The organism is Parabacteroides distasonis, assembly GCF_004793765.1.
GTDB lineage: Bacteria > Bacteroidota > Bacteroidia > Bacteroidales > Tannerellaceae > Parabacteroides > Parabacteroides distasonis_A.
Map to the genome: position 1 here is coordinate 68,788 of NZ_SRYM01000012.1, position 21,620 is coordinate 90,407.

The following is a 21,620-nucleotide window of genomic DNA, read 5'->3' on the forward strand; positions in this document are numbered from 1 at the left end:
CTTTCTTGTTAGAAACCAACTGTTACATTAAATGTGAAAGAGCGAGAAGTCGGAGCTGATCCATTCTCAAAACCTGTAGCATTGGTATTTGTTGCCGAAATAGATTCCGGATCAATACCTTCCAAATGATTTACAATCATCCAGACGTTATTCGCAACGAATGATACACGTACTTTCTGCAATGGAGTTTTCTCTAACCATTTTTTCTCGAGATCATAACCAACGGTAATATTACGCAGACGAATATTAGTCGCATCATACAAGAATGCCTCACCTACACCGATATTGCCACCTGCGGCACGCCCCCAATACAACTCAGGTGTAACCGCATTCGTATTTGTCGTATAGCCTCCGTTTCCATCAGAAACAACAGAATTCGGAACTACAAATTCCGAGCGAGTACCATTTATGACAGTACCTGCGGCATTACCTGCTTTATATAAATTGGCCGTAGTCGCTGAATAAATATTACCACCAATACGAGCATCAATCAAAAAACTCAAAGAAATATTTTTATAAGAGAACGAGTTAGTCCATCCTAACATACAATCAGGCTGCTGATTACCTAGATAATGATCGTCTGAAGTAACCAAAGGTAAACCTTGTGCATCTACAATAATCTTACCGGCATGCTCCCCGCTTTCAACACGTTGGAATTTCTTACCATAAATATCACCATAGTAACTACCCGTACGAGCCACGATCTTCAAATCATCGAAAGTTTTGATACCATATTCATTTACCCCATCATACAAATCTATGATTTTATTCTTATTGAAGGAAGCATTTAATGTCGTTTCCCAATTAAAACCTTTAGGATTCTGTAAAATAGTACCATAAAGCATTAACTCCACACCTGAATTTTGAATATTGCCTGCATTGATCTTACGTTTGGAATAACCAGAGAATGGGTCCATCGCTAAGTCAAGTAATTGACGAGTAGCATTTGATTTATACCAAGCCGCATCAATACCCAAACGATTGTTAAAAAATTTCAAATCAATACCGGCTTCCCAAGACTTAATCAACTCTGAACGAACCGTAGAGTCATATAAAGTCGTTCCCAAAGCGGCGGTTGGGTTACCATTCGGATCTTTATCAACCTTGAACACCGTATATAATTGATAGGGATCAAGGTCATTACCTACTTCCGCATAAGAGGCACGAATCTTAGCAAAACTCATCCATTCCGGCATTGTACCGCCAACCTTTTCCACCATATCTGAAATAACGCCGGACAAACTAACCGAAGGATAAAAATAGGATTGATTCTCCTTACTCATTGTGGAAGACCAGTCATTACGAGCCGTAATATCCAAAAACAACCAACCATCCCAGTTCATTTGCAATGATCCATAAATGGAATTCATCTTACGCTGCACATCTTCAGATGTATGCGTCATATTATTTTTGTCAGCGGCATTAGACATTGAGAACAGATTCGGGATTAACAAATCACCCGTACCAGCTTCTAATTTTTTACGGCGTTGCATCATCAAGTTACCACCCACGGTCACAAAACCACCAAACTTGCTAAAAAGATTATCTTTCTTAAAGGTACTTAAGAAACTATAGTTATTTTCATAAAAAGTCTCCGACTTCTCTGAATAACGTCCTTTGGGATTTACGTTACCTCCAGAATATACCTTATTGGTAGTCGTAGTCGTATAATAGTCCGTACCCCCTTTTAACTCAAGGTTCCACCAATCCGTAATCTTATATGAAAGAGAAATTGTACCCAACAAACGATTACGAGAGTCTTGATTCGTTCTATAATCTTTAATCCAATACGGATTTTCTTGGGGAGTGCTCTCGGTATCCCACCAAATCATATTTCCATTTTCGTCCAAACAATTCTCCAAGTCCCTAATATCAAGCGAACGTGGCAAATTATAGATCGTACTAAAGGCATTCGATTGGTTAATACCTTGGATTGGACGATTCTTTGCGTTATTATTTAAATAGTTAGCTTTCGCGTCTAACTTCCATCTTTTATCCGGGCCGAATTCGCTTGTTCCACGCAAAGTAAGAGAAGTTTTATTTAATGATGCACCCGGAACGATGCCCTTATCATCAGAACGATTAATTGAGGCAAATACCGCCGTTCCATCATAGCTCTGCTGAAAAGATACACCTTCATTGAATGAAGTTCCCTTCTGAAAATAAGCATCTATATTATCATAAGTATACATCTGGACTTTCTGCCCATCCCAGCGATCAATCGTTACGGAACCATCGGCTATAGGCCCCCAACTTGAACGATCTTTCACATTATATATACCATTTGTACCTTGACCATATATATTTTGTAATTCCGGTTTCAAGAACATGCTCTCCACAGTAACTCCAGCATTTACAGTGATACCTAATCCACTTTGTTTTTTACCCGATTTCGTTGTAATCAAAATTACGCCATTACCAGCACGAGAACCATATAACGCAGCGGCAGAAGCTCCTTTCAACACGTTCATGGATTCGATATCTTCCGGGTTGATATCCGATAAACCATTACCCATATCCACACCACTATTTCCCCAAGCGTCATCAACTCCTCCCGTAAAGTTATCCATAGGAATACCATCAACAACAATCAACGGTTGATTAGATCCAGTTAATGAGTTATTACCACGTAATACTATTTTTGAAGAACCACCAGGACCACTACTAGAACGTACAACCTGCAAACCCGATACTTTACCAGATAATGCATTCGCAATATTACTTTCTCGTGCGTTTACAAGTTCGTCTCCTTTCAATTCTTGCGTAGCATATCCTAACGCTTTCTTTTCACGCTTGATACCTAAGGCTGTTACCACTACCTCATCCAATTTCTGGGTATCCTCGGCTAGTTTGATAACGCCAAGAGACTGACCGGAGTACGTTACCTCTATCGTGGAGTAACCGATAAACGAGACCTGGATCACATCCCCATTTTTTACTCCTTCCAATGTAAAATTACCGTTCATGTCGGTAATAGTTCCATTGGTCGTGCCTTTCACTACTACGGACGCTCCGGCCACTGGACCGAAATCATCTTCTACTGTACCTATGACTTTCCCCGCCTGCTGAGAAATTGAGGTACCTTGCTCTACTGGTACGATATTTGCGTATACACCTCCAGAAAGGAACAACGCACCCATACACAGAATTAAGCTAACAGGTTTGAAGTTTTTCAACATAACTGATGGTTTTTTATTAATAAATACTTAGACAATGTCTTGGCGAAACATTTGTCCTTTTTGTTTATTAGCTTTTACATTTATAATATGTACTGACGTTCATTTTGTACTAGTCCGTAATCATATTTATCTCAACGTATAAGTAGAATTTTGAAAAAGTACAGAAAGAACTCCTAGGTTTATATCCCATCTGCCAGCAACATTGGATAGTTCAGAAAGAACTCCTGCTCTTTTTCTATTCACCGTGGCAAAGGTATTGAAATATTTATTACGAATGTTATTTTTTTGAAAAAAAATGATTGACTACTATATGTTTTAGAATATAAAACTAAGGAAATACCTAATATTTAACAATAAAGGACTTGTCGACACGCATGTTGTCTCTTTATTTGTCGTTAATGTGACTAAATTTATAAAGATCGCATACAGGAGTTCTTTCTGTACTATGGTAAAAACACGATTAAAAACTGATATACATTAGCAACTGAACTCTTGAAACTTTTAAACGCTGAACAACAGACTCTGTTTCGCCAAGACATTGTCTATATTTATTACTATAAAACCATCTGTTATGTTGAAAAACTTTAAACCAGTTAGTCTGATTCTCGTAGCAGGAGCTATGGCATTGCCGACAAGTGCATACGCCAACCTGATACCGGAGAAGCTAGACGTAAGCATTTCCCAACAAAGCGGAAAAGTAGCGGGAACTGTAGAGGATGATTTCGGCCCTGTAGCCGGAGCGTCTGTAGTAATCAAAGGTACGACCAATGGAACAATTACCGACATGAACGGTAATTTCTCATTGGATGGAGTCAAAGACGGAGACGTGATCCAAATATCCTTCATCGGATATTCTACTCAAGAGATTGTCTACAAAGGACAAGCACTCAGTATCAAACTTGCGGAAGACACACAAAAACTGGATGAGGTAGTTGTTACCGCATTAGGTATGAAACGCTCGGAGAAATCCTTGGGTTACGCAATGAAAGAGATGAAAGGCGATGAATTGAACACCAACCTGATCAATCCGGTAGCAGCCCTGCAAGGTAAGGTGGCCGGTGTGGAGATTTCAGGCTCGGATGGTGGAATGTTCGGTTCTTCCAAGGTACAGATTCGTGGAGCTTCTACCTTGGGAAAAAACAACCAGCCAATCTATGTAATTGACGGAGTTATCTTAGACAACTCCATCAAGGAAGGTAACCCGGACTGGGACTCCAACCCAAATGACTACGGTAATGAATTAAAAAACTTGAACCCTGACGACTTCGAATCAGTATCCGTATTGAAAGGTGCTGCCGCTACAGCCTTGTATGGTTCTCGAGGTTTGAACGGTGCCATCGTGATCACGACCAAAAGCGGTAAAAGCGGACAAGGATTGGGTATCAACGTTTCTCAATCATTTGGTATGGATGCAATTACACAAACACCAAGCTTTCAAAACGAATTCGGAAACGGTATCATCGCAGGTAACGTAAGCTATGGCGATAAAGATGCGAATGGCAACTATTACATCTATGACAACTTTGGCCAGTACCCGACCAACGCAGAGGGTCAATTTTCATTGATGAATGACCAAGGAATGTCTTGGGGACCCGCTTTTGACGGACGCGACGTACAATACTACGACGGTTCGACACGAGCCTATTCACCAGTAAAGAACAACTTCCGAAAAGCGTACCAAAAAGGTTTCAGCTCAAATACCAATGTTGCGATCAGCGGTGGAAACGAGAAAACGACATTCTATACCTCCTTGTCATATAAGCACGTGGATGGTACGACTCCTAACAACAGTTTCGACCGTCTCTCTTTCTTGGGCAAAGCTACGCATATGATCCATCCCAAAGTGAAATTGGAGGCTAGCATGGCATTCGCCAACTCTACTCCGAAGAATTCTCCAATCAACTTAGGTGAGAACTTCGCCAACGGCGTATGGGGACGTTTATACGATCCGTCAACCGCAAAGGACAAATACAAAGGCTCGCATGGCGGTCTTGCCAATTCCAAGTATGGTGATGAATGGGGTAATATGCCAGGAAAAGATACTTGGTGGAATGTTTACGAGAACGAATTCCGGCAGAAAGAAACATCCGTTCGCCCGAACGTAAAATTAAACATCGACCTATTGGATTGGTTGAAGTTTAATGTAGAGGGTAGCTATAATTATTACTACACACGTTACGAAGAGAAAAAACCGGGTTCCGGCTATGCTAACGAAGGCGGATATTACGGACTTAGCCAAACCACCAAGGAACAAAGTAACTTGAATGCCAACTTCATGTTCAACAAGACATTTGGCGATTTCACAGTGAATGGTTTCATACGCGGTGAATATTATGAGAACTTCCAGCAAGCCCAGTCAATGAATACGAACGGAGGATTGATCGCTCCTAACCAATATTTCATCGAAAACTCAAAGCAGACACCGGCCTATAAAGCGAAGATACAAGATCGTAAAAAGATGTTATCGGTAGCATTCCAAGCTGGCGTCAGTTGGAAAGACCAGTTCTTCTTGGACGTTACCGGACGTAACGACTGGTCTTCCGCATTGGTTTACGCCGATGGGCATGGAACGTACTCTTACTTCTATCCGTCAGTAAACGGATCGTGGTTGATCACAAGTACGTATCGCGACCAGTTACCGGAGTGGATCTCTTTCGCCAAAGTTCGCGGATCATGGGCTCAAGTAGGTAATGACACAAGCCCTTATATCATCAACTCGGCTTACAATATTAATACGTCTACATTGGGCGGGACGAACTATTATGGAATGTCATTGCCCGAAACCATGTATGACCAGAACTTAAAGCCTGAGCGTAAGAACGCATGGGAAATTGGTTTGGACTGGCGTTTCCTAAACAACCGGATCGGTTTGGATGCTACTTATTATAAAGAGAACACGAAGAACCAGATCATGGAAATCTCGGTGCCTTCCGTATCAGGTATCAAGAAGCAAATGGTCAATGCGGGTAACATCCAAAACAAAGGAGTGGAGTTGGCATTGAACACTATCCCGTTCCAAAACAAAGATTGGGAATGGACTTTGGACTTCACGTGGACAAAGAACATGAACAAAATCGTAGAATTACATGAGAATGTAGCGGACTATATCGTATTGGCCGGTGATATCGCATACGGAAACTACCGTGTCGGTTCTGTCGCCAAGGTAGGTTCTGCATATGGAACCTTGATGACTGATAGTTATTATAAATTCGATGAATCATCCGGCTTGCCTATGTTGGTATGGACAGATGGAACGCGTCGCTCTCATTATTTGCGTAATGAAGCAGAGATCGTAGAGATCGGTTCCATGATTCCGGATTTCTTAGGATCCGTATCAACTGGATTGAAATATAAGAACTGGAGCTTGAGCATCGCATTGGATATGCGCTTCGGCGGTAAGGTCGCATCCTATAACTCCCGTTATGGAACAGCTTATGGCTACATGGAAGAATCCTTGAAAGGTACACCAGGACATGGAGGCATTAGCTGGACATCCAAATATGACGGCAAGACTTACAACGATGGTATTATCCCAGAAGGTATCATTCCTTCAGGTACCCAAATCACGCAACCTGACGGTTCGATCTATACCGTGGGTTCCGGTGGCGTGTCTACAGCCGGACAATCTTATCAAGAATTGATCAACCAAGGTGTGATCGAGCCTACCCACGCTTCGGCTTGGACGTATCGGAACAACGCTTGGACTATGGCTGGACGTAATTATGGTGTAGTAAACGACTCTTGGGTGAAAGACTTGAACTATATCGCATTACGCGATATCTCGTTAAGTTATCGATTGCCAAATACCGCTTGCGAAAAGTTCAAGGCTAAGCATTGCGTGTTGACGTTGAACGGACACAACTTGGGTTATTTATTGAACTCGCTGCCTAACAACATCAACCCGGAATCCGTATCTGGTACAGCAGCGGCAGAGTTCCGTATCCGTTCGTTGACGGGTGTAACCTCTAGCTTTACATTCACGGTAAACGTAGGTTTCTAAATTCATTCATTAACGCATAAAATAAAGAATAGAGATATGAAAAAATATCATTATATAACATCCTTGCTACTGGCAGGTTCTTCTTTGTTGATGACCGGTTGCCAGGATGATTTCGCAGAATTAAACCAAGACCCCTCGACGGTGACGAAAGGCGATATCAGCTACTTGTTCGCCCAAGGTGTTTTGGACTTTGAGCCATCCGATTATACGTATTGGTTCTATAACGCAGACCAAATGTACCAATGGACACAGCTGTTAGTCAGCACAGGCGGCGTGACATCTACCGTGTTCGACGGGGGTACGAATCCCGGATTCAAATCGATCGACGTATTGAAATATGCAAACGAGATCAAATATCTTCGTTCGCAGATGCCGGAAGAAGAGAGCAGTTTGTATGAGGCATACGAGGCAGCCATCAATGTATTGTGCGCTTATATGGGAATCTTCGATTCTGATTTCATCGGAAACATACCTCATACAGAGGCCGCTCAAGCGTTACACGGGGGTACATTGACACCTAAATACGACAGTGTCGAAAGCTTGTATAATTTATGGTTGAGTAATTTGGACGCAGCGATTGTCACCTTCACGACTGCCCAGAACCAAGTCTTCAACACGCAACAGGATGCTATTTATAACGGTCAAAAAGACAAATGGGCGAAATTGGCGAACTCATTGAAATTAAAAATCGCCGCCCGTTTGATCTCGCAAGACCGTGCGAAAGCGATCCAAATCGCAGAGCAAGTAGCAAAGGCTTCTTGTGGAGTATTGGATGGCGAGGCTGATGATTTCTTGTTCAACAAGGCCAGTTACAATTCATCCAACCAAGATAAGACCTATCACTGGAGCAACAGTATTCTGCAAAGTGTGGGAGGATCAAAGACATTGATCGACTTGATGGTAAGTAATCGCGACCCACGTGTCCGGTTCGTCTTTCAAAAGAATGATTGGAACTCCAAAGTTGTACAGTTGTTCTTCGACGCAGGCAAGCAGTCCCAAGTACCCCACTATATTATGGAAAATATCGATTATACGGTGGACGCTGACGGCAAATACAAATTCAACTCATGGAAAGGTGCCGGCGAACCGTGGGTACGCTACTACGGATTCCCGTTGGATTATAATGCAGGACAACAAGCCGGTAAGTTTGGCGATTGGTTCAACTATTCAATCAATTGTAAATACAACGATGATTATACCTATAGACCGTTCTCTCGCTTCCAGCAAGAGCAGGTGTATGGCCGAATTGATTTCACCTATCCGGTTGCAGCAGGAGATCCTGTCATCCAAGACATTGAGGATGTTCCTTGGTATGGTATGTATATGACAACCGCCGAAGTGAACCTGTATCTTGCTGAGTTCAAATTATTAGGCGCAAATCTGCCTGGATCGGCTCAAGACTATTTCAATAAAGCGATCCGAGCTTCTGTTGAGGAATATGACCGTCTGGCTCGTTTGAATAAAATCCCGTATTATGGTACGACTTACAATTATGATCCACATGAGAAACCTATTGATTTGGTTGCGGGCGAGATCGACGAAATGATGTCTCATAAAGACTATCAGTTGACCGGAGACAAGGCCTCTGATTTGGAAAAGGTATATATCCAACAGATCCTACACTTCTTAATGTCGCCGATCGACGCTTACTCTACCGCTCGTCGTTCAGGCGTGCCCAAAATAGGATCTTCTATTTTCCCACGCATGGATTACAGCGCACATGGTTTCCCTGTAACTAAAATCCCGCGTCGCGTAGCATTAAACGCACCGTCACCAACGGACTTAATGTATGATGTATTGAATCAGGCTTACAAAGAGCAAGGCTTCAGTATTGGTTCCGGCAGCATCTTGAACAGCGAACGTATCTGGCAAGATATCAACGCTCCGCAATGGGGTTCCGGTCCGGTCTTTTAACCTTCGTGCTCTTTATATGAGAATGAAATCCTAATCTCTTCTCTAAATATAACCCCAAGAACTTTACCCAAGTTTACAAACAAAAATGTATTCTTGGGTAAGTTTGTAATATTTAATTAGGTGTATACGGATAATCATTCAGATTATTTATATATTTACTATCATTTATTTATCAACGAAATTGGGTCATTATGAAAAAAAGCATTATTCTTATTTTCTCTTTAGCATTTATTTTTTCAAACTGCTCACATGAGGAAATAAAGCCGTCGCCACAAAGCTGTGAGGTTATATATCCAGATTCCACACCTCCAATAATAATACCTGATCCAGAATTAGGGGAAGGTAGTTGTGAAACTGATCGTGACTGGAAATTCAGAGATTTAATCGAAGACTTCCAAATGCATTTCACTAATCCGATCACTATAGACCAAGCAGGCAATCCTAACTGGAAAATTGGCACCCCAGACGATGTCCTCTTGAGATATAGAAATACATACTATATGATATTACAAAATTATGATTACTGTAAAGCCCATTATGGAAAGTAAACAATAGTAAAGACATATCCAAAGAAGATATACTTCAAGTGACATCGAAGTATATCTTCTCCGGCAAAGTAAGTACTACTCTTTATAGATTAGTAATGCTGGTCGCAAAGAATGTAACAGTTCTAAATGAAATCCTTAACGGCAAACGATTTTATAACGCCCGAATACACATTGAGGATTAAAACGAAGCAGCGGAAATATCCGGTGCATATAACATGTTAAACACATTAAAAGTGATCCCATTTTATATGAGTATCGGTGTTGCTGAATGCCATTATAGGCATGGGCTGTAAGCACTATCAGTGTAGACGCTAAGCACTAGTGCTCATGGCTTGTGCCTATGCTGGTGAAATATATAGCGCACATGGTTTCCCTGTAACTAAAATCCCGCATCGCATAGCATTAAACGTACCGTCACCAACGGACTTAATGTATGATGTATTCCAAGTCTATCACTTCAAGTCAAAAGAGAAGCATAAAAACGACAGCCTCGCCAAGATTTACTTAGCGAAGCTGTTTTATTAGGTCCGGTTTCCAATATTCTCCTAGAACTCCTTCTCATTCGCCATATTCCACATATTAAGGAACGAGGCCTTCGTGATATTCACCACCTTGTCCCAATTAATCCGGTCGGCATGGTCGCTCGGTTGATGGTAATCCGGATGCCCGTCGGTATGATACCAGATAATAGGGATACCTATCTTAGCGAAGGAACCGTTATCACTCCCTCCTACCGGGTTATCCCACGGACGATAATCCGGTGCCAGATTCAAGTTGTATTTCTTGATATCGTTCTTCAGCCAATCGCCGAAAGCAGGGTGCGCCTCTGTATAGAAATAAACCACATGGGTAGGCTTCGCTTCGTTATTGTTACGGCCGATCATATCGAAATTCAAATATCCTTTCACGTTCTTTATCTCTGGAAAAGACTGAACGAAGGCTTTCGATCCGAGAAGCCCTTTCTCCTCACCGTCCCAGAAAGCGAATATAACGGTTCGCTCCGGTTGCTGGCCCGTGGCAAGGAAAGCCCTCGCTATCTGCAAAACGGCAGAGACTCCGGAGGCGTTATCGTCCGCCCCGTTATAGACCAGGTCGCCATCCAGCATCGGGTCGATACCCAGATGGTCATAGTGAGCGCCGACGATCACGATCTCACTCGGGTTCTTGCCCTCTATCTTACCCAAGATATTATTCAAGGAAAGTTTCTGGAAAACACCGGTTTGCTTGATAGCCGCTATGGAATCCGGCTGCACCTGCCAGCGGGCCCCTCTCTTCTGGCGTTCCATATGGTAAGCCTCAAACGGATGGTAATAAGAGTCTCCTACAGGGTCGATACCCAATGATTTCAGGTTCGCCACGATATAATCGCCCGCTATACGGCCTCCACGGAAACCGGCCTCACGGCCCTCCAGATCATCATCGGCCAAGAAACCGATATGCGCCTCGGCGGTCGATCTATTTATCACGTCCAAACCTTTCTTCTCCGGACTTTCCGCCCAAAGAGCCGTACTTAATGCCAGCGACATTAAGAGTAATCCTGCTTTTTTCATCGTTTTTGTGTTCAAATGATTATTGTTTTAGCTTTTTCATCCACAAATATAAGTAATTTCCCTGATACGCGAAGGAGAAGGAAAGGAAAGGGCACAAAAAAAAGGCTCACCCGGCCGTATCGCCAAAGGTAATCCTCATTTCCTATCTCTCACCATTCCGTTTTGAACGGAGGTAAGAGATGACATCTAATTTATTTCTTACTTCAATTATTTACTTAAAAAGACGCGGTCTTTTAGTTCTTATCCGCATCTACACTCATTTCGCTCATAAGGCGACGGATCTCAGCGTTTAATCGCTGACTCATGGCACCATTGCCAGTTGACTGGTAACGATCTGCTTGATAACGCAACATCGCTAAAGCACGAAGGCTTTTCTCATTTTCTCTCATCATCATAATCTTTTTGTTTTACGCTTTCCACGCTTGGAAAGCCAGTTAATAAATAATCCTAAAACGATCTTTCTTTCTTAAGTCGTTACAAAGATAACCATTTTATTCGAAACAATGTTGTAGAACATAAGAAAATATTTCATTTTTTCGATTATTTATGACTTGTGCAAATAAGTCTAAATACGCCGGGGATTACTCCACCGGCGTTAATTCTCCTGTAACAGAATCTATTACAAACCCTCTTACCGTTATATCCGACGGAATCAGCGGATGATTCCGGATTTGCTCCACGGTCTCGTGTACGGAAACCTCGGAGGTCTCGAATCCCCGCAACCACGACTCGAAATTTATGCCGCAATAACGGATCATATCTATACGTTCCTGCGGGATTCCCCGCTCTTTCATCTTTTCGATCATCTCGGAGCTGTTCATGTGCTTGGCTCCACAATCGGTATGCCCGATTATCATTACCTCTACAACCCCCAGCTCGTAAATCGCCACCATCAAGCTCCGGATAACGCTTCCGAAAGGGTGAGATATGATCGCCCCGGCGTTCTTTATAATTTTCACGTCTCCATTCTTGATACCCAAGGAGGCGGGCAGCAACTCGGTCAGCCGGGTATCCATGCAAGACACGATAGCGATCTTCTTATCGGGATATTTATTCGTGATATACTTCTCGTACCCCTTGTTCTTTACGAACTCACGATTATAGCTTATCAATTCATCAATCATAGCGTTTGTGATTTAGCGTGATTAAACTTTTCATTTATATAACATCGAAACGTCTCAAAGCGTTCATGACACCATCGTCATCGACGGATTCGGTCACGTAATCCGCCGCCTCTTTCACCTCGTCGCCGGCGTTACCCATTGCCACCCCGATCCCGGCATGGCGAAGCATGGCCATATCGTTGCCTCCATCGCCAAAAGCCATCGTCTCGTGGAGCGAGATCCCGTAATACTCGATGATTTTATCGATCCCTACCGCCTTACTGCTCCCCCGTGGCACGACATCCGCAAATAGCGGGTTCCAACGAGTAGCCTCGCAATGCGGCAAGACGGACATGATACGTTCTTCATGGCCGGGAGAGAAAAAGGCTATCAGCTGGTATACTTCCTTACCCCCGTTGCCACGCAAAGGACGCAAGGGAGGATGAGGGAAGTCTAGCATGTCGTAAAGCTGTCGCACAGAATCATCCACGTAGTTCTGGTAAATCCCATCTTCCTCCACCAAGGCGCACGGGAACGCCTCCTCATTCTCTTGATAGCGGATCAACGCCTCTATATCCTCCGACGGGATATTATGTTTATAGATAACCTTATCTTTTCCGGCCAAGCAATATCCTCCGTTCAAGGTAACATAGCCATCGAACTCTTGCGTCCCGAGGTTATTGATAGATTGCAACTGGCGGCCGGTAGCGATGAAAACCTTGATTCCCTTTTCCCGCAACAGGTCCAAGGCCCGGACCGTGGAGTCCGGTAGTTTATGCGTCTTGAAACTTACCAACGTACCGTCAATGTCAAAAAATACTGCCTTAATCATATTTATTATCCTATTTTATGAGCAAAGATACAACATCCCATCCTATTTTCCGCACTTATTTTTTATTGAGAAAGGCTTTTCATTATCGTAAATGAATCATTACTTTTGCAGGGTATACTTAACATTCTTAATAATTAATTCAAATGAAAAAGTTATTTTTAGCTATTGCTCTGTTCTACAGTTTCATGACCGTGAACGCACAAGAAGGAGGACATGTATCTCCCGCCGCTACAGAATGGTACACGCCAGTACCCGCCAAGGTACAACCGGGCGACAAGCCGGGCAATCCCCCCTCCGATGCCATCATCTTATTTGATGGCAAAGATCTATCCAAGTGGGTGTCTCCCGTAAAAGACGGTAAACCGGTAGAGGCCAAATGGAAAGTAGAGAACGGTGCCATGGTAGTCGTTCCGGGTTCCGGAGTCATCCAGACTAAAGAATATTTCGGCGATTGCCAGCTGCACATTGAGTTCAAGACACCGAAACCCGGTGATAGGAACACCTTGCAGATGAAAGGAAACAGTGGTATTTTCCTGCAAAGCATCTATGAGGTACAAGTGCTAGACGGCGAAGATAACCCCACTTACGTGAACGGCATGGTGGGTAGTATTTACAAACAGCAGGCTCCATTGGCAAATGCTTTCACAGGCACGGAGAAGTGGCAAGTCTATGATATCTACTGGAAAGCTCCGCGTTTCGGGACAGACGGTGTCTTGGAATCTCCCGCAATGGTTACTGTCGTTCTAAACGGTATCTTGGTACAAAACAACTACATCCTGAAGGGTAACACACCGTATATCGGCTTCCCGACCTATAAGCCTCACGGACGTTTGCCTTTGCTCTTGCAAGACCATGGCGTTCCGGTGGCTTATCGGAATATCTGGATTCGTAACCTGTAAGAGCGTATCCATACATTAAAAGAGAGCGACGCCTTCCGTTTCCGGAGGCACCGCCCTCTTTTAAATAAACCTGTTCATATTACCTTATGGTTCGCCGGGGTTTCTCTTTAACCCAACCGTACTCCTAAAGTATATTCAAAAACAGTTTGTACTTTTGCAGCCTGTTACCAACTAAATCTATCGTATGAGGAAACATTTTCTACTTTTCTTGCTTTGTCTAGCCACGAACGCCAGCCTGACGGCCCAAGAAACCCTTCGGGAGAATAACGGGGAACCTACACTCGTGGAACGATTATCGAACGGGGAGATCAAGATCAATAGCGCCGAGATGAACTTCCAGCTTTTCACCTCGGCCAACGCTGAGTTTGTCGGAAAGGGGCTAGACGGTATGAACTTCAAGCTGAACCGTGTCCGGCTGGAGATCAAGGGGGATGTAGGCAAGTGGCTGGGGTATCATTACCGGCAGTCGTTCAACAAATACTCCGATCCCTATTCGCTCGACAACCTCTCCTCCTCGCTCGAGCTGGCTTACGTGAACCTGAAGGCACGGCATAATCTCAATTTCACGATCGGCAAGCAGTTCGTCAATTTCGGGGGATACGAGTATTACGTCAATTCCATCCGGGTACGAGAGTTTAGCGAGTTCAATAATTTACTGACCGCCTACCAAGCCGGTATCTCGGGCAACTGGCAAGTCAGCCCGGATCACGAGCTTTGTTTCCAGATCGTGAATAACCGCAACGGTAACGACGAGGACATCTACCCTACCGGACTTCCCGAGGGTACCGCCAAGGCCAAGATACCCTTTATGTACACGGTCAACTGGAATAGCTATTATCTGGACAAGACCTTGCAACTGCGTTATGCCACCGCCGTCGGGCAGCAGACCCGCAAGCGCTACTCCTACTATTTCACCTGTGGCAACACCTATGAGAAAGGCCCGTTGCTAACGTACCTCGACGTTATGTACACCCGCCAAGGGATCGACCAGCATGGGGTCGTCAGCCGTCTGCCCGGAACGCCTCATACCGCTATGAACACCGAATACCTATCCATTATCGGCGACGTGGATTACCGTGTCCACCCCCAATGGAACGTTTACGTGAAAGGGGCGTACGAGACCGCCCGGGTGTATAAGAGCAACGGTGATTTCCGGAAAGGGATGTACCGCCGTTCGTGGAACGCACAGAGTAGCGTGGAATTCTTCCCCTTCAAGCAACTCGACCTTTTCGTATTCGTCCTATACACCTACCGGGGCGTTATCCTAGAGAAAGCCGCCACGCAAATGGGAGCCATAGAGCCGGATACACACCGTATATCGCTGGGGCTGGTCTATTCGATCCCGATCTTCTGACAAACTGCGCATACGGTAGTATAAGCTTGTAGATACATTCGTGCATAATTGCAGAACGTTCATGCAAACGTGTAGATACGGTAGCGCAGGCTTACACATACGATAGTGCAGGTCAGTACTGCCTTATGTGTAGCTCTACGTCACTATATGTGTAAGCCTATGCTAGTATACGTGTAAAATTCCCATCCACCCCATAAAAAAGCGGTGCCTTCCGTTTCCGGAGACACCGTCTTTATTTTAACTATTTACACGAAATTTCCAAGACAAAAAAGCCAACTTCAAAAATCGTCCCGTTATTTTATAGGTAGTATTTATATCAACACAAAATTTAGGAGCCTCCTTCCTGTTTTGACATTTATTAAACAGACAGCATATTGATTCACTAATTTCACCATTCCTATTATAAAACAGATAATAAAACATCTGTAATAACGAATAATGGGAATATTGTGACGATTCTTTTCTACATTCTTCCACAAACTCATTTAAAATCTCCAATGTTAATATTATACCGATTTTTTTAAGAAACACCACATATTCTTCTAATACTTTAAAATAAAAACAATTCTCATAAGTGTCATTTTCTCTAATATAAGAATCTATTTTTCTTCCCATATTTAAATATTCCCTAAAAACCAGCAATAAATCATCAGTTCTATATCTTATTTCACCATCTTCAGACTCATACTGTCTGTCTTTAAAAAAAATTATTCTGCCACTCTTGTATAACCTTTTTTGCTATAATTTCATCTTCAACATTAACATATTGCTTAAATACTACTGATTGAAAAAAACGATAATTTCTTTTAGGATAGAAGGAGTAACGAAATATATCAGCATCTGTAATTATACAAAAGTTATCTATAACGAAGTTCTGAATTCTTATTACATCAACGACATTATTATTAATAACAGGATGAGACTCTTTTGATTCTATAAATTGATTGGAACTATCATTATAAGCTTGATACCATCTATTTGTATGGATATAACATCTTTCTATATTATTGTATTTCATCAATAACCCTATCGGATATTTCACTTTTTCTCTCTTAGCTTGAAATACACATCTATCATTTGATAGATCATAAATAATTTCGAACATCCTATTTTTATGATTATAAAAACAAGCTCTTGTATGAATTCCATATAGAACGCTACTATGGGGTTCTGGCCAATTTAGCACTAAATCCGACACATGAATTGATTCATTTAACACATCTAAAAAATCAAATTCATTATCATTATAAAGTCTATTTATACTTTCAAAAAAAGACATATCGTTCTATAACAAAAAGGGTGTGGCTTTTAAATATTACCACACCCCCATATTTTCACTTCTGTTCTTATTATTCTACATCCCAATTCTCGGCAGCCATACGTTTGTAGCTACGCAGACGCCATTTAGCGTTCTCCTCGGCGGCGGCAAACAACTCAGCGGCCTCAGCCGGATATTGTTTAGCTACGGAAGCGAAACGAACCTCACCCTTCAAGAAGTCTTGGAACTTGCTCCAATCCGGCTCCTTGCTATCCAAGGTGAACGGATTCTTGTCCTCTGCCTCCAAAGCCGGGTTGTAACGCCACAAGTGCCAGTAACCGCATGCTACGGCTTCTTTCTCCTCAGCTTGCGACTTACCCATACCCTTCTTCAAACCGTGGTTGATACAAGGAGCGTAGGCGATGATCAATGAAGGACCGTCGTAAGCCTCGGCCTCGCGGATCGCCTTCAATGTCTGAGCTTGGTCGGCACCCATAGCGATCTGAGCCACATATACGTAACCGTAAGTAGTAACCATCAAGCCAAGATCTTTCTTACGTACTCTCTTACCAGCGGCAGCGAACTTAGCGATAGCGCCCACCGGAGTAGACTTAGAAGACTGACCACCCGTATTAGAGTAAACCTCCGTATCCAATACCAAGATATTTACGTTCTTGCCGGAAGCGATCACGTGATCCAAACCACCGTAACCGATATCGTAAGAAGCACCGTCACCACCGATAATCCATTGAGAACGTTTTACCAAGAAGTGAGACAATTCCTTGATCTGAGCGCAAACCGGACAACCCTCCTTGATGCCTTGCTCAACGAACGCCATCACCTGCGGAGCCAATTCCTTCGTCTTCTCGGCGTCGTTCTGATTAGCGATCCAAGCGGCGGCTATTTCTTTCGCCTCAGCCGGAGCATGCTCGCCCACGGTGATCTGTTGCAACAAGCCTTCCAAACGTTTACGCATCTTCTCGTTCGCCAATTCCATACCCAAGCCGAACTCGCAGAAGTCCTCGAACAAAGAGTTTGCCCAAGCAGGACCTTGACCCTTCTCGTTCGTAGTATAAGGAGTGGAAGGAACAGAACCGGAGTAGATAGAAGAACATCCGGTAGCGTTAGCCACCATCTCGCGGTCGCCGAACAACTGGGTGATCAACTTCACGTACGGAGTCTCGCCACAACCGGAGCAAGCACCGGAGAATTCAAACAACGGAGTAGCGAACTGTGAGTTCTTCACGTTAGACTTCACGTCTACCAAGTTTTGCTTAGAAGAAACGTTAGCCACGCAGTAGTTCCAGTTATCGGCCTCAGCCAACTGACCTTCCAGCGGAACCATAGACAAAGCCTTGTTGCCCTTGAATCCCGGACAAACATCAGCACAGTTACCGCAACCCAAGCAGTCCATAACGTCTACCTGCATACGGAACTTCATACCCTTCATAGCGGCCGGAGCCTTCACATCCAACATGGCGAAGCTAGCGCCCTTCTGCTCCTCATCGTTCAATACGAACGGACGGATAGAAGCGTGAGGACAAACGTAAGCACATTGGTTACACTGGATACAGTTCGCCTCATTCCAAACCGGAACGAAAGCGGCCACGCCACGTTTCTCGTATTTAGCGGTTCCTTGCGCCCAAGTACCATCCTCGATGCCCTTGAATGCGGAAACCTTCAATAAGTCGCCATCCTGAGCGTTGATCGGACGAACTACCTCGTTGATGAAAGCGGGATCGTTGTTTACAACAGCCTCATCATCCGGAAGATTAGCCCAAGCGGGATCAACCGTCAATTGGTTGTACTCGCCACCACGGTCTACAGCTGCGTAGTTCTTGTTAACTACGTCCTCTCCCTTCTTACCGTAAGACTTAACGATGAATTTCTTCATCTGCTCGATAGCCAAGTCTACAGGGATAACACCTGTGATACGGAAGAAAGCGGACTGAAGGATCGTATTGGTACGGTTACCTAAACCGATCTCCAAGGCGATCTGTGTAGCGTTGATATAATATACAGTGATATTCTTCTGAGCGAAGTAACGTTTTACCTTATTAGGCAAGTGCTTAGCCAACTCCTCAGCGCCCCAAACGGTATTCAACAAGAAGGTACCGTTCTCACGCAAACCGCGAGTCACGTCGTACATGCGCAAATAAGCCTGAACGTGGCAAGCCACGAAGTTCGGGGTATTCACCAAATAAGTAGAACGGATCGGATGATCACCAAAACGTAAGTGAGAACAAGTGAAACCACCGGATTTCTTAGAGTCGTAAGAGAAATAAGCCTGACAGTATTTATCCGTATTATCACCGATAATCTTCACCGAGTTCTTGTTAGCGCCTACCGTACCGTCGGCACCCAAACCGTAGAACTTAGCCTCGAACATACCCTCACCGCCCAAGGCGATCTCTTCCTTCTGAGGCAGAGAAGTGAAAGTAACGTCATCCACGATACCGATCGTGAACTGGTTCTTCGGCATCGGCAACGCCAAGTTCTCGAATACGGACAGGATCTGAGCCGGAGTCGTATCCTTAGAACCCAAACCATAACGGCCACCTACGATAACCGGAGCATCCTCCTGGCCATAGAAGCAGTCTTTTACGTCCAGATACAACGGCTCACCGTTAGCACCCGGCTCTTTCGTACGATCCAATACGGCGATACGCTTAGCGGTCTTAGGCACGGCAGCCAAGAAATGCTTAGCGGAGAACGGACGATACAAGTGAACGGATACCAAACCTACCTTCTCGCCCTTAGCGATCAAGTGATCGATAGCCTCACGAGCGGCCTCCGTAACAGAACCCATGGCGATGATCACACGCTCAGCGTCCTCAGCTCCGTAATAATCGAACAAACCGTATTTACGGCCTGTGATCTTGGAAACCTCGTTCATATATTCTTCTACGATAGCGGGAACTGCTTCGTAGTACGTGTTGGAAGATTCTCTGTGCTGGAAGAAATGATCCGGGTTCTCGGCCATACCGCGAGCGACCGGTCTCTCCGGATTCAAGGCACGGGCACGGAACTCAGCCAAGGCCTTCTGGTCGATAAGCGGAGCCAAGTCCTCATTCTCCAAAGCCTCGATCTTCTGGATCTCGTGAGAGGTACGGAAACCGTCGAAGAAGTTCACGAACGGCACACGAGACTTGATCGTAGCCAAGTGAGCGACACCGGCCAAGTCCATAACCTCCTGTACGGAACCCTCGGCCAACATGGCGAAACCTGTCTGACGAGCAGACATCACGTCTTGATGGTCACCGAAGATACACAACGCATGAGAAGCCAATGTACGAGCGGATACGTGGAAAACGCAAGGAAGCAATTCACCGGCGATCTTGTACATATTAGGGATCATAAGCAACAAACCTTGAGAAGCAGTGTAGGTTGTTGTCAAGGCACCCGCTTGCAATGAACCGTGAACAGCACCTGCGGCACCACCCTCTGATTGCATTTCCTGTACCATTACAGTCTCGCCGAAAATATTCTTACGTCCGGCTGCAGCCCATTCATCTACATATTCAGCCATTGTAGACGACGGAGTGATGGGGTAAATCGCAGCTACCTCGCTGAACATATACGAGATATGAGCAGCGGCCTGGTTACCATCACAGGTTAAAAATTTCTTCTGTTTTGTCATAGACCTATAAAACTATTAGTATTAAAAAATATCCTTACTCAATATAGAAAACCGAACAACCAAAGCGGGATCATGTTCCCCTCCCCGATCTCGGTCTTATCGACAGCATAGTACATATCCGGATTGTTCTTCACTTTCATATTTTCCTCGATCCGGAAATTATACATCATATTCACCAGAAAGTGGGCGTTCTTATTTCCTTCATTCAGCTCATTGTCTTTCAATAGTTGGTTATAAAAGAACGACTCACGCACCGCCCCGGCATTTACCTCCATCGGGCGGATGGGGTACATCAGGTTCGAGTTATACATATATACCTTGGAGGGTTTCTTCGGAAAGGATTCGCCCACCGGATACAGCATACTCATCAAACGGGCATCTGTCAAATACTTGATATAATTCATCACGGTGGCCCGGGATGTCTCGATATCTTTACTCAACTGACTCACGTTTGGGGTACAAGGGGCACTCGTAGCCAATAAGTAGAGTAGTTTGCGTAGCTTTGGCAGATAGCTTTGTTCGATTTGTTTTATGTATAACACGTCCACCTCTAGCATCATGTTCATGGTCTTCAGCAGGTTCTCGGAGAAGTTGCGCTTTTCCAAGAAGAACGGATAGAAACCATGATGGAGATAATCTTGGAAATAAGCCATCGGCCTTACGATCGAGCAAATACGTTTGGCGATTTCCTGATGATTCTCTACTACCTCATCGAACGTGTACGCAGGAAACTGGTTCCCGGACATCAAGTTCAAGAACTCACGGAACGAGAACCCCCTGAGGTTATACGATACCACCTTGCCGGACAGGTCCGGGTTCTCCTCTTTCAGACGCATCACCGATGAGCCGGAGAAAACGATCTTCAAGTCCTCGAAATTATCATAGCAATACCGCAACTCTCTCGACCAATTGGAATACTTAAACACTTGGTCTATCAACAGCACCTTTCCACCTTTAGCCCGAAACTCGGCGGCGAAATCAACGAGTGTGCGTTCCGTAAAATAGAAATGATTTAAGTTAATGTATAAGCATTCCTTATTATCGGCACCAAAATATTCACGGGCATAGTCTAACAAGAAAGTGGTCTTTCCGACTCCTCGCGAACCTTTAATACCGATCAACCGATCCTCCCAATTGATCTCATCCATCAATCCCCTTCGTACCGGAGAATACAGATGCTCTACCAGATATTTATGTGTTTTAAAGAATGCTTCCACCTACATAATTGGTAATTGAAAATTTGGAATTACCGATGCAAAGATAAACATCTTTTCTCATTTGCAATGCGGAGATTGCAATTTTATTGCAAAAAGTAAAGTTCAAACTAACAATTGCCTATCAAC

General features: G+C 44.0%; 13 protein-coding genes. 5 read left to right on the forward strand and 8 right to left on the reverse strand.

The window, feature by feature from the left end; genetic code table 11:
- Positions 1-8: 8 nt before the first annotated feature.
- A complete protein-coding gene (locus tag E5342_RS06240; RefSeq protein WP_135959054.1) occupies positions 9-3,179 on the reverse strand; it encodes a SusC/RagA family TonB-linked outer membrane protein in 3,171 nt (1,056 codons plus the stop codon).
- A 571-nt stretch (positions 3,180-3,750) separates the two neighbouring features.
- Between E5342_RS06240 and E5342_RS06245 the strand changes: the two genes are divergently transcribed.
- The 3 genes from E5342_RS06245 (at position 3,751) to E5342_RS06255 (ending at position 9,641) form a co-directional block, all read left to right on the forward strand.
- Positions 3,751-7,179 carry a SusC/RagA family TonB-linked outer membrane protein gene (locus tag E5342_RS06245; protein WP_135959055.1) on the forward strand — a complete coding sequence of 1,143 codons (3,429 nt, stop codon included), beginning with the start codon at positions 3,751-3,753 and terminating at the stop codon, positions 7,177-7,179.
- A 36-nt stretch (positions 7,180-7,215) separates the two neighbouring features.
- Positions 7,216-9,093 (forward strand): SusD/RagB family nutrient-binding outer membrane lipoprotein, encoded by a 1,878-nt coding sequence (locus tag E5342_RS06250; RefSeq protein ID WP_135959056.1) that lies wholly within the window; start codon positions 7,216-7,218, stop codon positions 9,091-9,093.
- Positions 9,094-9,284: 191 nt separating this feature from the next.
- Complete coding sequence (locus E5342_RS06255; RefSeq protein WP_121735006.1) at positions 9,285-9,641, forward strand: hypothetical protein; 357 nt, start codon at positions 9,285-9,287, stop codon at positions 9,639-9,641.
- A 545-nt stretch (positions 9,642-10,186) separates the two neighbouring features.
- On the opposite strand, the gene E5342_RS06260 is transcribed toward E5342_RS06255, so the two are convergent.
- The 4 genes from E5342_RS06260 to E5342_RS06270 form a co-directional block, all read right to left on the reverse strand.
- Positions 10,187-11,191 carry a M28 family metallopeptidase gene (locus tag E5342_RS06260; protein WP_121735007.1) on the reverse strand — a complete coding sequence of 335 codons (1,005 nt, stop codon included), beginning with the start codon at positions 11,189-11,191 and terminating at the stop codon, positions 10,187-10,189.
- Positions 11,192-11,424: 233 nt separating this feature from the next.
- Positions 11,425-11,586 carry a hypothetical protein gene (locus E5342_RS19310; RefSeq protein ID WP_168354460.1) on the reverse strand — a complete coding sequence of 54 codons (162 nt, stop codon included), beginning with the start codon at positions 11,584-11,586 and terminating at the stop codon, positions 11,425-11,427.
- Between the two features lie 186 nt (positions 11,587-11,772).
- Positions 11,773-12,315 (reverse strand): beta-class carbonic anhydrase, encoded by a 543-nt coding sequence (locus tag E5342_RS06265; protein WP_121735008.1) that lies wholly within the window; start codon positions 12,313-12,315, stop codon positions 11,773-11,775.
- A 34-nt stretch (positions 12,316-12,349) separates the two neighbouring features.
- Entirely contained in the window at positions 12,350-13,126 is a 777-nt protein-coding gene (locus E5342_RS06270; RefSeq protein WP_135959057.1) for a Cof-type HAD-IIB family hydrolase, read from the reverse strand.
- 143 nt (positions 13,127-13,269) lie between these two features.
- Here E5342_RS06270 and E5342_RS06275 point away from each other — a divergent pair, with 143 nt between their 5' ends.
- The gene (locus E5342_RS06275) at positions 13,270-14,025 is read left to right on the forward strand and encodes a 3-keto-disaccharide hydrolase (RefSeq protein WP_135959058.1); all 756 of its coding nucleotides are present in this window, start codon (positions 13,270-13,272) and stop codon (positions 14,023-14,025) included.
- Positions 14,026-14,209: 184 nt separating this feature from the next.
- A complete protein-coding gene (locus E5342_RS06280; RefSeq protein WP_135959059.1) occupies positions 14,210-15,379 on the forward strand; it encodes a porin in 1,170 nt (389 codons plus the stop codon).
- 697 nt (positions 15,380-16,076) lie between these two features.
- On the opposite strand, the gene E5342_RS06285 is transcribed toward E5342_RS06280, so the two are convergent.
- From E5342_RS06285 to E5342_RS06295, 3 genes are all read right to left on the reverse strand, one after another.
- Positions 16,077-16,658, reverse strand: coding sequence for a hypothetical protein (locus tag E5342_RS06285; RefSeq protein WP_121735012.1), 582 nt, complete (start codon positions 16,656-16,658; stop codon positions 16,077-16,079).
- Positions 16,659-16,728: 70 nt separating this feature from the next.
- Complete coding sequence (nifJ, locus tag E5342_RS06290; protein WP_135959060.1) at positions 16,729-20,277, reverse strand: pyruvate:ferredoxin (flavodoxin) oxidoreductase; 3,549 nt, start codon at positions 20,275-20,277, stop codon at positions 16,729-16,731.
- Between the two features lie 38 nt (positions 20,278-20,315).
- Positions 20,316-21,494 carry an ATP-binding protein gene (locus E5342_RS06295; protein WP_135959061.1) on the reverse strand — a complete coding sequence of 393 codons (1,179 nt, stop codon included), beginning with the start codon at positions 21,492-21,494 and terminating at the stop codon, positions 20,316-20,318.
- Between the last annotated feature and the right edge of the window lie 126 nt (positions 21,495-21,620).